Consider the following 13,233-nt stretch of genomic DNA (forward strand, 5'->3'; position numbering starts at 1 on the left):
CTCAGCCCTCGCTCGTCTCGGCCTCCGCAGCCGCGAGCAGCGACTTGCGGGGCGACATGTAGGTCAGCACCTCGCCCTCGAGCACGACCTGGCCGTCGGAGCGGGTCACGGTCTGCTTGAGCTTGGCGATCGGCTTGTCGTGGCGCACCTCGAGCACCTCGACTCGGGAGACGACCTCGTCGGGGATGTAGACCGGAGCGACGAAGCGCCAGCTGACCGAGAGGAACACGCTGCCCGGGCCGGGGATGTCCTGGGCGCCGACCTCGCTGATGGCGCCGATGATCAGGCCGCCGTGGGAGATCCGACCCTCGAACATCGTCGAGTCCTCGATGAAGGCGTCGTCGAAGTGGAGCGGGTTGTAGTCGCCGCTGGCCTTCGCGAACGCGTCGACATCGTCCTGGGTGATGGTCCGGGTGCGCTCCGCGCTCTCGCCGACCACCAGCGGGCGGCCGAGGAAGGTGGTGTTCCAGACGGAGTTGTTCTCGTCGTAGGTGACGTCGGGCATGGTGGCGCTTCTCCTCAATAGGGACTACGTGGGGAACTGCAGTCAGGACCGGACCGCGAATGCGGTGAACTGGTCCAGCGAACCGGGGTTCTGCATCGCGCCCGAGGTGGCGACGTCGGTGACGGCCGCACCCTCGAGGATCTTCTTCACCGGCACCTCGAGCCGCTTGCCGGTGAGATTGCGCGGCACGTCGCGGATCGCGAGCACCTCGTCGGGCAGATGGCGAGGTGAGAGCCTGGTCTTGATCGCGTCACGGATCCTCCCGAGCAGGTCCTCGTCCATCGAGGTGCCCTCGGTGAGCACGACGAAGAGCAGCAGCTTGCCGCCCTCGCCGGGGCTGCGCTCGGCGTGGACGACGAGGGCGTCCTCGACCCCCGGCATCGCGTCCAACAGCTCGTAGTACTCGGCCGTCCCGAGGCGCACCCCGTCCCGGTTGAGGGTGGCGTCGGAGCGGCCGTAGATCGCACACGAGCCGTCGGGCCAGAAGGTGATCCAGTCGCCGTGGCGCCACACCCCCGCGAAGTCGTCGAAGTAGGCGTCCCGGTAGCGCGCGTCGCCCTCGTCGCCCCAGAAGCCGACGGGCATGGAGGGCATCGGCTTGGTGATGACAAGCTCACCCTGCTCTCCGACCAGCTCCGTGCCGTCCGGTGCGTAGGCGCTCACCGCCACTCCGGGGTAGGCCGAGGCCATCCGGCCGGTGCGGACGTCCTGGCTCGGGGAGTCGCCGACGAAGCCGGAGCAGATGTCGGTGCCGCCGGAGCCGGACATGAGGCGCACGTCGTCGGAGATCGACGCGCATGCCCAGGCCGCGAGGTCGCCGGGACACGCGGTGCCGGTGACGCCGAGCTGGAGGATCGCGGAGGTGTCGACCTGCTCGCGCGGCACGAAGCCGGCCTTGCGGCACAGCTGGAGGAAGCCGGGCGAGGTGCCGAAATGGGTGATGCCGGCGCGGTCGGCGATCCGCCACAGCGCGCCCACGTCGGGAGCGGTCGGGTTGACGTCGCTGGTGACCACCGTGGCGCCGAGCCCGAGTCCCGACACCACGAGGTTCCACATCATCCAGCCGGTGGTGGTCTGCCAGAAGACCCGGTCGCGGCTGTGTACGTCGTGCGCGAACGACAGCGACTTGAGATGCTCCAGGGTGATGCCGCCGTGGCCGTGCATGATCGCCTTGGGCAGGCCGGTCGTGCCGGAGGAGAAGAGGATGTAGAGCGGGTGGTCGAACGACACCCGCTCGGTCGTCGGCTCGGTGGGACTCGCGGTGAGCTCGGCCCACGTCTGGGTGGCACCCTCGACGGCCGGCGCGCCGGAGAGGTAGGGCAGCACGACCAGGTGGCCGACCGAGGGCAGCGACGCCACGATGGACGCGACCTCCTCGTGACGGGCGACGGCCTTCGCGCCGTACCGGTAGCCGTCGATCGCGACGACGACCTTCGGCTCGATCTGGCGCCAGCGGTCGATCACGCTCTGCACGCCGAACTCCGGCGCGCAGGAGGTGAAGACGGCGCCGAGGCCGGCGGTGGCGACGAGCAGCGCGACGGTCTCGGGGATGTTGGGGAGGTAGGCGGCGACGCGGTCACCACGGCCGACGCCGGCCGCGCGCAGGCCTGCCTGGATCCGGCCGACGAGGTCGCGCAGCCCGGCAGCGGTCAGCGTCGTGTCCGGGCGGCTGTCGGAGTAGCCGAGGAGCGCGGGGTCGCCGTCGGCGAGGCCCGGCATCGCGAGCATCCACTCGGCGTAGTTGAGCTCCGCACCCGGGAACCACCGCGGCTTGAAGACCTGGTCGCGCTGCTCAGGGCGCAGCGCCACGTGACCGACGCCCGGCAGGCCCCCCCAGTCCCACAACCGCGACCAGAACACGTCGTGCTGTTCGATCGACCAGGCCAGGAAGGCGTCGTAGTCGTCGAAGGAGAGGTCGTGGTCCCTGGTGAGCCGGGCCAGGAAGCCCTCGAGCGCGGTGGGACGACGACGGTCGGCCGGCGTCCACAGCACCTCGGAGGGCACCTGGTCCTGGTCGGGCGCGGCAGTGAGGGTCACAGCAGGAGGCTCCTGGTTCGGCAGAGGGTCGGGCAGAGGGGCGAGAGGGTGCCGGCGTGGGGCCTAGACACGCTCGATGACGATGGCCATGCCCTGACCACCGGCGACACACATCGTGGCCAGGCCCGTCGACTGGTCGCGGGCTTCGAGGGAGTGCAGGAGGGTGGTCACCAGGCGGGTGCCGGTCATGGCGAACGGGTGGCCGATGGCGATCGAGCCGCCCTGCACGTTGAGCCTGTCGTCGGGCACGCCGAGATCGGCGGCGCACGGGATCGCCTGCGCCGCGAAGGCCTCGTTGAGCTCGACCAGGTCGATGTCGCCGATGCTCATGCCGGCGCGACGCATCGCCTGGCGGGACGCCTCGACCGGCGCCAGGCCCATGATCTCGGGCGAGAGGGCGCTGACGCCGCCGGCGACGATGCGGGCCCGCGGCCTGATGCCGAGCTCGAGAGCGCGCGACTCGCGCATGACGATGATCGAGGCGGCGCCGTCGTTGAGCGGGCAGGCGTTGCCGGCGGTGACGGTGCCGCCGTCCTCGGCGGGGCGGAACACGGGCTGGAGCGCCGCGAGCCTCTCGATCGTCGAGCCGGCCCGGGGCGACTCGTCCTCGCTGATCCACTCGCCCGCCGCGTTGCGGACCGGGGTGATGTCGGTCTTGAAGAAGCCGGCCGCGATGGCCGCCTCGGCCTTGTGCTGGCTGTGCAGGGCGAACTCGTCCTGTGCCCGCCGCGAGATCCCGCGCAGCCCGGCGACGTTCTCGGCGGTACGGCCCATCTCCATGTAGACGTAGGGCAGCTCGCCACGCTCGCGCGGGTCGCTCCAGGGCTCGCCCGCCTCCTCGCGGGCCCGGGCCCGCTCGTCGGCCTCGTCGAAGCCGTGGTGCTTCCACGAGCCGCCGACCAGCGCCTGCGCGTCGGCGGGGAGGTAGTCACTGGTGCCACGGCGGTGCCGGCTCTCGAGCTCGAGGCCGCCCGTGACGAACACGTCGCCCTCGCCGGCCATGATCGCGTGATGCGCGGTGCGCAGTGCCTGGATCGAGGCCGAGCAGTAGCGGGTGATCGTCATGCCCGGCACCGTGTCGAGGCCCAGCTGGACGGCGATGACCCGGCTGATGTTGCTGCCGTGCTCGCCGCCGGGCTGGCCGCAGCCGAGGACGAGGTCGTCGATGGTGTGCGGGTCGAGCTCGGGCACCTGCGCCAGAGCCGCCTCGACGACCTGGCGCCCGAGATCCTCGGGACGGGTCCCGGCGAAGGCTCCCTTGTAGGCGCGCCCCATGGGCGAGCGCGCCGCGGCGACGATCACGGCACGGTCCGACATGACCCCTCCTCGCTGACGTGACGGGTGTCACGCATCTCGGTCAACATAGTGACGACTCAATCGTCGATGTGTCAACGCTTACTTCGGGACCGCCCGTCCCTCAGGCCCTGACGTCGCGGATCGTGTTCGACATGAAGCCCCCGTCGACGAGCAGATCGTGCCCGCAGACGTACGACGAGTCGTCGCTGGCGAGGTAGACCACGGCTGCCGCGATGTCCTCGGGCGCGCAGGTGCGGCCGAGCGGCGTGGCGTCGCTGAAGGAGCGGACCAGGTTGGGCGCGTTCTCCGTCAGCGGGGTCGGCACGAAGCCGGGCGAGACCGAGTTGACCCGCACGCCACGGGAGCCGAGCTCGTCGGCGGCCGTCTGGGTCAGGCCTCGCACAGCCCACTTCGAGGCGGCGTACGACGCCGCGCGGTAGCCGGTGTAGGACGCGAACGAGGCGACGTTGACGATGCTGCCGCCGCGGTTGCCGACCATGGAGCGGCCGGCGTGCTTCATGCCAAGGAAGACCCCAGTGAGGTTGACCGCGAGGACCCGGTCCCAGTCCTCGACCTTGGTCTCGAGAACGCCGAACCGGTTGGTGATGCCGGCGTTGTTGACGAGCACGTCGACGCCGCCGACCTCGCCCTCGAGCCGGGAGACGAGCGACTCCCAGGACGCCTCCGAGGCGACGTCGAGGGCGATGCCGACGGCGCCGACACCCCGCTCGCACAGCTCGGCGGCGACGGCATCGACCCGGGCGCCGTCGAGATCGGCGAGGACGACGGTGCCGGCGCCCTCGCGGGCGGCGAGAGCGATGGTCGCCGAGCCGATGCCACCGAGGGCTCCGGTCACGAGGACGGTCTTGTTCTTCAGTCGATCGGTCATGTCAGGACTCCGGTTCAGGGGTTGATGGCAGAGATCTGGAGGCGGGGCTCAGCGCACGAGGGCCTCGGCGGCCCCGACACCCAGGCCGTTGGCCGCGTAGTGGTCGCGGGCGGCGGTGAGCTTGGAGAAGACGTCCTCGACCCCGACGGGAGCACCGTCGACGTCGACATAGATGTAGGCGCCGGAGACGTGGAAGAGGGTCCGCATCTCGTCGCAGTCCTCCGGCACCTCGAGCGTGTGGATGTCGCCGGGCGGCTCGAAGGCGTAGGAGCCCTGCTCGGCCCACCAGTCGTGCTCGAGGTAGTGCCAGCGGCCCCTCAGCGTCAGCGCGTGGACCGGGCCGGCGTGGCGGTGGCGCGACAGGATGCCGGAGCGGCGGACCCGCAGGATGTTGACCCAGTAGCCCTGGGTCACGTTGAGCAGCAGCGGCCGGAAGTCGACGCCCGGCGCCTGCGGCACCCAGAGCCGCTCGTCGACGTCGTCGTGCAGCGCGCCCCCGACGACCAGGTCGTCGACGACGAAGGGCAGTGGGTCACCGGCATAGGGGACGGCGTCCTGGTCGGGTGGTGCTGGCGCGCGCATCTGGATCCTCGTTCTCCTTCTCGGACACCCGCGCCGGAGTGCGGGCCGGATGACCCATCTCACATTCAGCGGGGGTGATCCGATTTTCGAATGACACCTTGACGAATTGGACAACAGCCTGTTGTGTGTGCCGGGCATCACTTCTATCACAGGTGCACCTACCGCCGGAAGGACCTCGATGTACTACCACCAGGCACTGGCCCGGGCGATGGCCGACCAGGGGATCACCGACGTCTTCGGCGTCCTCGGCGACGCGAACCTCTACTTCATGGAGGCCTGGGAGCGCGCCGGCGGCCACTACGTCGCGGCGGCCCACGAGGGGGCCGGCGTCCTCGCCGCGACCGGCTACGCCTCGACCGCCGACAAGGTCGGCGTCGCCACCGTGACCCACGGCCCTGCCCTCACCAACGCGCTCACGGCGCTGGTCGACGCGACACGGGCCCGGATGCCGGTCCTGCTCATCGCCGGCGACACCGATCCCCAGGTGCGCGGCCACCTGCAGAGCATCGACCAGCACAGCGTGGTTCAGGTCAGCGGCGCCGGCTGGGAGCCCGCGACGACGCCGCAGAACGTCGCGACGGACCTCGCCCGCGCGCTGCGCCGAGCCGAGGCCGAGTCGCGGCCGGTCGTGCTGAACATCCCGATCACCTTCCAGTGGACCGATGTCGACTACGTCCCGGCGCCGTCCGCGTCCGTGCGCCACCGTCGTACGCGCCCCGACCAGGACGCCCTCGAGGAGGCCACCGGCATCCTGGCCGCGGCCCGCCGCCCGGTGGTCCTCGGCGGCCGCGGCGCCCGCCACTCCCGCGAGGCGCTCGTCGCCCTCGCCGAGCGCCTCGGCGCCCCGATGGCCACCTCACTGCGCGGCAAGGGCCTGTTCTCCGGCCACCGCCACGACCTCGGCATCTGTGGCACGCTGTCGCACGCGACCGCGCTCGCCACGATGGACCGGGCCGACTGCGTGGTGGCCTTCGGCGCCGCGCTCAACGACTTCACCACCGCCGAGGGCTCACTGCTCCGGGGCAAGCGCGTCATCCACGTCGACACCGACCCCGCCCGTCCCGACCTGTGGTCCTCGGCGGACGTGGGCGTGGTCGGCGACGCCGGTGCCGTGGCCGACGCGCTCGTGGAGCTGCTGGACGAGATCGAGCACTCCCCCACCGGCTTCGCCGATGACGACCTGGCCCTCGCCCTCAAGGCCCCGCGTCCGGCCCTGCGCACGACGCATACCGGCGGCCTCGACGTGGTGGCCGTCCTGCGCCGGATCGACGAGGCCTTCCCGGCCGACCGGACGCTGGTGGTCGACGACGGCCGGTTCATCCTCACCGCCTACGCCGAGCTCGGCGCACCGCATCCGTCGGCGTACGTCCACACGTGCAGCTTCGCCTCGATCGGCCTCGGCCTCGGCAACGCGATCGGCGCCTACGCCGGCGCGCCCGGGCGACCGGTGCTGGCCGTGGTCGGCGACGGCGGCTTCATGAGCGCCGGCCTCAACGAGCTCAACACCGCCGTGCGCGCCGGCACCGACCTGGTGCTGGTGATGGTCAACGACCGGGCCTACGGCGCCGAGCACGTCCAGCTGGTGCACAAGGGCCTCGACCCGGCGATCTCGACCTTCGACTGGCCCGACTTCGCCCCGGTCGCCGAGTCCCTGGGCGCGCACGGCATCACCGTGCGCTCTCTCGAGGACCTCGACGCCGCCCTCAGCCGGGTCGCCGAGCGGGACCGACCGGTCCTGATCGACGTCCAGGTGGACCCGTACGACGTCCCGGGCTCGTTCCTCTGACGCGCGCCGCAAACCCCTCCCGCCGATCCATTGACATGTTGGCGATTGAACCAACAAGATGTTGTCCGAACCGGGATGTGACCGCGCTCACACCCCTCGATGAAACGGAGTCCTGATGGTCTCTGCACCACCCGAGAACCTCGTCGCCCACCCGCATGTGGGCGGTGCCGAGCAGATCGCGATCGACTCAGCGGCCAAGACCTACCTGCGCCGGGGCGCGTCCCCGGTGGAGGCGCTGCGCCCCACGGAGCTGGTCGTGAAGCCTGGCGAGTTCGTCAGCCTCGTGGGCCCCAGCGGCTGCGGCAAGACCACCTTGCTGAAGCTGATCGCCGGCCTCGACCACGCCACCGGCGGCAGCGTCGTCGTCGGTGAGCGAAAGGTCACGAAGCCGGACCCGCAGGTCTCCGTCGTCTTCCAGAAGGCCGCACTGCTCAAGTGGTACACCGTCGAGCAGAACGTCCTCCTCCCGGCCAGGATCGCCGGCACGCTGACGAAGCAGACCCGCCAGCGGGCCGCCGAGCTGCTGGAGTTCATCGGCCTGGCCGACTTCAAGGACCGCTACCCCAGCGAGCTGTCGGGTGGCATGCAGCAGCGGGTCTCCATCGCCCGTGCCCTGGCCGGCGAGCCGAAGGTGCTGCTGATGGACGAGCCGTTCTCGGCTCTCGACGAGTTCACCCGCGAGGTGCTCCACGACGAGCTCCTCCGCCTGTGGACCGGCCACCCCAAGACGGTCATCTTCGTCACCCACAACATCAGCGAGGCGGTCTACCTCTCCGACCGCGTCGCCGTGATGGCCCCACGACCGGGCCGCATCGAGACGGTCGTCGACATCGACCTGCCCCGCCCGCGCACGTCCGCGCTGCGCACCGACCCCCAGTTCTTCGAGATGGTCAGCGCCATCCGCTCCCACTTCAGCAAAGCCGGCGCCCTCGGAGGTGAGTCCGCATGACCATGACCGCAGAGCCCACGAGCACGACGAAGGTCCCACGCCGCCGCAAGGCCCAGCCAGACGCCCTCCCCACCGCGAACCGCGGCTCGGCGGTCGCGAAGAACGTCGGGCTGCGGCTCATCGTGCCGGCCGTCGTGCTGCTGGCCTGGTGGTACACCACGTCTCGCGACATGGTGTCCCCGCTCATCGTGCCAGCGCCCGGCGACGTGTGGGACGCCCTCGACAGCTACGTACTCGGCGGCGTGTGGAACGAGGACATCCTGTCCAGCGCCCGCGGCACTCTGTGGAGCTTCGCCATCGGCCTGGTGCTCGGGATCGTCGGCGGCTCGATCATGGCGTTCGTCGCCTCGATCAAGACCGCCGTCTACCCCTACATCCTGGCGTTCCAGGCCTTCCCGAAGATCGCAGTCGCCCCGCTCTTCGTCGTCTGGCTCGGCTACGGCGACGCACCGAAGATCATCATCGGCGCCTCGCTCGCCGTCTTCCCGGTCATCAGCGCCACCATGGCCGGGCTCATCGACGTCGACCCCGACGAGCACAACCTCATGCGAAGCGTCGGGGCGAGCAAGCGGCAGGAGCTGCGTCACCTGCGGTTCCCCCGGGCTATGTCGTACGTCTTCCCCGCCCTCGACATCGCCGTGGTCGGCGCCCTCCTGGGTGTCATCACCGCCGAGATCGTCGGCACCGAGTACGGCCTGGGTCGCGTCATCACCGAACGCGCGGCGTACGGCGACTCAGCTGCTGTCTACGCCGTCCTGATCGTCCTGGCCGTGGCGGGAGCGATCCTCCACCTGGCCGTCAGCACGCTCCACCGGGTGATGCCCCGCTCCATCGTCCCCAAGTAGAGACAGGACATAGGACATCCCACCACCCGCCGACCCCGGGGCGGGCGTCGACGGCCCTCGACGACGCCCCCTCGTGGGTCACCCCTGCCCGCCCACGGGCGCCCCTCTCGGGTCCCCACCCACCTCACAGAAGGACAGGCCCATGACTCATCCCCGACTCGCATCCGCTCCGCTGCGGCGATTGCGCCGCACCGGCCTCCGCACCACCGCCGTAGCTCTGACTCTCGCCGTGGCCAGTGTGTTCCTCGCCTCCTGCGGCTCCGACGACGAGGCGGAGAACGCCGACGGAACCGTCGCGCTCAGCGGAGTGAACGGCGACCCGTCCAACGGCCCCTCCGGCGCTCCGTGGGGCTCGATCCAGATCAAGGAAGGCTGGGACAAGGCCGACGGCTACACCCTGAAGTGGGATGTGGCCCAGAGCGCGGCCGCCGGCCTGCAGCTCCTGAGCGCCGGCAAGGTCGACATGTCCCAGGGCTCGGCGCCGACGGCCTACGCGGCCGCCAAGCTCGACCCGGACCTGCGGATCATCGGCTTCCTCAACGGCCCCGCCTACCTCATGGTCGCCCCGGAGGGCAGCGGCATCGAGGCCACCGCCGACCTGAAGGGCAAGAAGATCGGCGTCATGGCCCTCGGCTCCGCCTCCGACATGATGGTCCGCGGCTCCCTCAACGAGGCCGGCCTGGTCCCCGACAAGGACGTCAAGATCCTGCCGATCGGCGTCGGTGCACCGATGGCGGAGGCCCTCAACTCCGGCACCGTCGACGCGATCGCCGGCTGGGAGGGCATGTGGCAGAGCATCTCCGCCCTCACCGACACGCCCCTGGCCCCGGTCGAGTCCGCGATGTCCGACCTTCCGGGCATGATGCTGCAGGTCACCACGCAGGAGGTGCTCGAGGAGAAGAACGACGAGCTGGTGGCCTACATGCGCAACTTCTACAAGGGCTGCGCGGTGGCCGCCGAGGACCCGGCGCGCGCCGTTGCCGACCACTGGGACGTCTTCGCCAACGTCTCCCCGCCGGCCGACAAGTACGACCAGCAGCTGGCCGACCAGGCCGACTGGAACCAGAACTTCTTCTCGATCTGCGCGGCACCCGGCGCTGAGACCGGTGTCCCCGGCGTGCTGTCGGAGGAGGAGGTCAAGACCGTCTACGACTGGCTGCGCAAGTACAACATCCTCGAGGACGATGTCGACTACGAGACCATCGTCGACACCTCGGTCACCGAGGAGGCCATGAAGGACCTCGACCTCACCACCTGGGCGAGCGAGTACCTCGCGGAGAACCCGGCGGACTGAGTCCCGACCGGCCGGGCGGCGGCGGGTGTGCTCCACCCGCCGTCGCCCGCTGTTCGCCCGGTCCCGACCTCTCGCACATCCGTCCCCTGTCGCAGGAGGGCCCCGATGACCAACGCTGCACCCGCTCGGCTCGATACCGACCCCGACCCGCTGGTCGAGGCGCTGGCCAGCACATTGCCCGGGGGCGTCGTCGTCATGGACTCCGAGCGCGTGGAGAAGTACCGCCACGACCGGTTCGAGGATCTGCCCGCGGGGCATCCGCGCGCCGTCGTCCGTGCCCAGACCACCGAGCAGGTCCAGGTCGCGCTGCGCTGGGCCACCGAGCACCGGATCCCGGTCGTCCCCCGAGGCGCGGGCACCTCGCTGTCCGGCGGCGCCACCGCGGTCGACGGCTGCCTCGTCCTGAGCCTCGAGCGGATGACCGGGATCCAGATCGATCCCGACCGTCGGGTCGCGCGTGCCGAGCCCGGCGCCCTCAACATCTCCGTCAAGGAGGCCGCCGCTGTCCACGAGCTCTGGTACCCGCCGGACCCCGGCTCCTTCCGGATCTCGACCATCGGCGGGAACATCGCCACGAACGCCGGCGGCCTGTGTTGCGTCAAGTACGGCGTCACCGCTGACTACGTCCTCGGCCTCGAGGTCGTCCTCGCCGACGGGCGACTGCTGAGGCTGGGCGGCGAGACCATGAAGGATGTCGCCGGCCTCAACCTGCGCCAGCTCTTCGTCGGCAGCGAGGGCACTCTCGGTGTCGTGACCGGAGCCGTGCTGCGCCTGGTCCCGCGGCAGGGCGACGTCTCCACCCTGGTCGCGACCTTCCCCGACCTGGTGTCCGCCGGCACGGCCGTGACCCGCATCGGACGGACCATCCGGCCGGCGATGCTCGAGCTGATGGACCAGGTCGCGATCAACGCGGTCGAGGACTTCTCGCCCCGCGGCCTGGACCGCGACGCCGGCGCCCTGCTGATCGTCCAGTCCGACGCCCCCGGCCGGGCCCGCGCCGAGGAGATCGCGGCCGTCGAGCGGCTGTGCCATCAGGCCGGCTGCACGGAGGTGCTCAGCACCGACGACGCCGACGAGGGGCTGATGTTCGTCGACGCACGACGCAGCTCCGGCGATGCCGTCGAGGCCCGCGGGACGCTCCTGGCCGAGGACATCTGCGTGCCCGTCGACCGGTTGCCCGACGTGCTCGCCGAGATCGCCGCGATCGGCGAGCGCCACGACCTGGAGATCCCCGTCGTCGCCCACGCCGGCGACGGCAACCTGCATCCGGGAATCGTCTACCCGCCCGGCGACGCCGCGGCGCGCGGCCGAGCCTGGCGGGCCTTCGACGACCTGATGGCGCTCGCGCCGGCGTACGGCGGCACTGTCACCGGGGAGCACGGCGTGGGCCGCACCAAGGTCCGCAGCCTGGCGGCCCAGGTCGGCGCGGACGTCCTGGACGTCTCCCACGCCGTGAAGACCGCGCTCGACCCGCTCGGGCTGCTCAACCCGGGTGCGCTGCTGCCGTCCGGCGACCGTCCGACAACACTCGGAGACACCACGTGACCCTCACCACCTGCGCCGACACCGTGTCCGGCCCGCTCCCCCGCACCCCCCTCGACCTCCTCGTCGGCGGGAACTGGCAGCCCACGACGGACCGCTTCACCGTCGAGGACCCGGCCACGCTCAGCCCGATCGCCCGCGTGGCCGACGCTCACGAGGACGACGCTCAGGCTGCCGTCGCGGCCGCGCACGACGCCTTCGGCCCGTGGGCGGACCGCTCGCCGCGTGAGCGCGCCGAGGTGTTGCGGCGTGCGCACGAGCTCATGGTCGCCGAGGCCGAGACCGGCGCGCTGCTCATCGCCCGGGAGAACGGCAAGGCCTGGCGCGACGCCCTCGGCGAGGTGGTCTACGCCGCCGAGTTCTTCCGCTGGTTCGCCGAGGAAGCGGTGCGGGTCCAAGGCGACTTCCGTACCGCGCCCGGTGGTGACAAGACGATCATCGTGGACCACCGTCCGATCGGCGTCGCCTACCTGATCACGCCCTGGAACTTCCCCGCCGCGATGGCGACCCGCAAGATCGCCCCGGCGCTCGCCGCCGGCTGCACCTGCATCCTCAAGCCCGCCGCCGAGACTCCGCTCACCGCGCTGTGGATCGGCGACCTGCTCCAGCGGGCAGGCCTCCCGGCTGGCGTGGTCAACGTGCTGCCGACGACCCGGCCGGGGCCGGTGTCCGACGCCATCCTGGCCGACCCTCGCGTCGCCACGCTGTCCTTCACCGGCTCGACGCCCGTCGGCAAGTCGCTGATGGCGAGCACCGCCGACCGGGCACTGCGGGTCTCGATGGAGCTCGGCGGCAATGCTCCCTTCCTCGTGCTCGAGGACGCCGACGTCGATCAGGCCGTCGAGATCGCCCTGGTCGCCAAGATGCGCAACGGCGGCAGCGCCTGCACCGCTGCCAACCGGCTCTACGTCCACGCCTCGCTCGCCGACGAGTTCGGCCGCCGCCTCACCGCGGCCTTCGCCCGGCTCCGGGTGGGCCCCGGCGCCGATCCCGCCACCGAACTCGGCTCGATGGTATCCACCCGAGAGCAGCGCAAGATCCACGACCTCCTCGAGCTCGCCGAGGCCGAGGGGGCGCGCGTCGCCCGGACCCAGGCCGCGCCCGCGGGCGGCGCGTTCGTGGCGCCGTACGTCGTCCACGACGTCCACCATGGCGACACCCTCACCAGCACCGAGATCTTCGGGCCCGTGGCACCACTGATCCCGTTCGACCACGTCGACGAGGCCGTCCGGATGGCCAACGACACGCCCTTCGGCCTCATCTCCTATGTCGTCTCCGCCGATCAGGGCCAGGGCATCAGGATCGCCCGCCGGCTCGAGAGCGGCATGGTCGCGGTCAACCGCGGCACGCTGTCCGACCCGGCAGCGCCGTTCGGCGGGATGAAGGAGTCCGGCATCGGCCGCGAGGGTGGCTTCGCCGGCATCCACGAGTTCCTCGAATCCCAGTACATCGCGGCCGACCTGTGACGGGGCCGGTGCCGGCCGTCGTCGAGGCCGCCGGGACGCGCC

The 13,233-nt window shown here is 71.2% G+C and carries 11 protein-coding genes; 6 read left to right on the forward strand and 5 right to left on the reverse strand.

All coding sequences use genetic code 11. The features are described from left to right. Position 1: 1 nt before the first annotated feature. The 5 genes from KVF89_RS07940 to KVF89_RS07960 form a co-directional block, all read right to left on the reverse strand. The gene (locus tag KVF89_RS07940; protein ID WP_257424702.1) at positions 2 to 505 is read right to left on the reverse strand and encodes a MaoC family dehydratase; all 504 of its coding nucleotides are present in this window, start codon (positions 503 to 505) and stop codon (positions 2 to 4) included. A 42-nt stretch (positions 506 to 547) separates the two neighbouring features. Continuing rightward, positions 548 to 2,542, reverse strand: coding sequence for an acetoacetate--CoA ligase (locus KVF89_RS07945; RefSeq protein WP_257424704.1), 1,995 nt, complete (start codon positions 2,540 to 2,542; stop codon positions 548 to 550). A 63-nt stretch (positions 2,543 to 2,605) separates the two neighbouring features. Continuing rightward, entirely contained in the window at positions 2,606 to 3,859 is a 1,254-nt protein-coding gene (locus KVF89_RS07950; protein ID WP_257424706.1) for an acetyl-CoA C-acetyltransferase, read from the reverse strand. A 100-nt stretch (positions 3,860 to 3,959) separates the two neighbouring features. Beyond that, positions 3,960 to 4,727: an SDR family NAD(P)-dependent oxidoreductase gene (locus tag KVF89_RS07955; RefSeq protein WP_257424708.1), complete on the reverse strand. Its 768-nt coding sequence runs from the start codon at positions 4,725 to 4,727 to the stop codon at positions 3,960 to 3,962. Positions 4,728 to 4,775: 48 nt separating this feature from the next. After that, positions 4,776 to 5,309: a 2,4'-dihydroxyacetophenone dioxygenase family protein gene (locus tag KVF89_RS07960; protein WP_257424710.1), complete on the reverse strand. Its 534-nt coding sequence runs from the start codon at positions 5,307 to 5,309 to the stop codon at positions 4,776 to 4,778. 178 nt (positions 5,310 to 5,487) lie between these two features. Between KVF89_RS07960 and KVF89_RS07965 the strand changes: the two genes are divergently transcribed. From KVF89_RS07965 to KVF89_RS07990, 6 genes are all read left to right on the forward strand, one after another. Then, positions 5,488 to 7,095: a thiamine pyrophosphate-binding protein gene (locus KVF89_RS07965; protein WP_257424712.1), complete on the forward strand. Its 1,608-nt coding sequence runs from the start codon at positions 5,488 to 5,490 to the stop codon at positions 7,093 to 7,095. A gap of 115 nt (positions 7,096 to 7,210) precedes the next feature. Continuing rightward, a complete protein-coding gene (locus KVF89_RS07970) occupies positions 7,211 to 8,044 on the forward strand; it encodes an ABC transporter ATP-binding protein (RefSeq protein ID WP_257424713.1) in 834 nt (277 codons plus the stop codon). Then, on the forward strand, positions 8,041 to 8,889 hold the full coding sequence (locus tag KVF89_RS07975) for an ABC transporter permease (RefSeq protein WP_257424714.1): 849 nt from the start codon (positions 8,041 to 8,043) through the stop codon (positions 8,887 to 8,889). Before KVF89_RS07970 ends, KVF89_RS07975 begins: the two co-directional genes overlap by 4 nt. A 229-nt stretch (positions 8,890 to 9,118) precedes the next feature. Next, entirely contained in the window at positions 9,119 to 10,183 is a 1,065-nt protein-coding gene (locus KVF89_RS07980; RefSeq protein ID WP_257424716.1) for an ABC transporter substrate-binding protein, read from the forward strand. A 105-nt stretch (positions 10,184 to 10,288) separates the two neighbouring features. After that, the gene (locus tag KVF89_RS07985; protein WP_257424719.1) at positions 10,289 to 11,728 is read left to right on the forward strand and encodes an FAD-binding oxidoreductase; all 1,440 of its coding nucleotides are present in this window, start codon (positions 10,289 to 10,291) and stop codon (positions 11,726 to 11,728) included. Further along, positions 11,725 to 13,191, forward strand: coding sequence for an NAD-dependent succinate-semialdehyde dehydrogenase (locus KVF89_RS07990; RefSeq protein ID WP_257424721.1), 1,467 nt, complete (start codon positions 11,725 to 11,727; stop codon positions 13,189 to 13,191). Before KVF89_RS07985 ends, KVF89_RS07990 begins: the two co-directional genes overlap by 4 nt. Positions 13,192 to 13,233: the final 42 nt, after the last annotated feature.

The organism is Nocardioides carbamazepini (assembly GCF_024614185.1).
Classification (GTDB): Bacteria; Actinomycetota; Actinomycetes; order Propionibacteriales; family Nocardioidaceae; genus Nocardioides; species Nocardioides carbamazepini.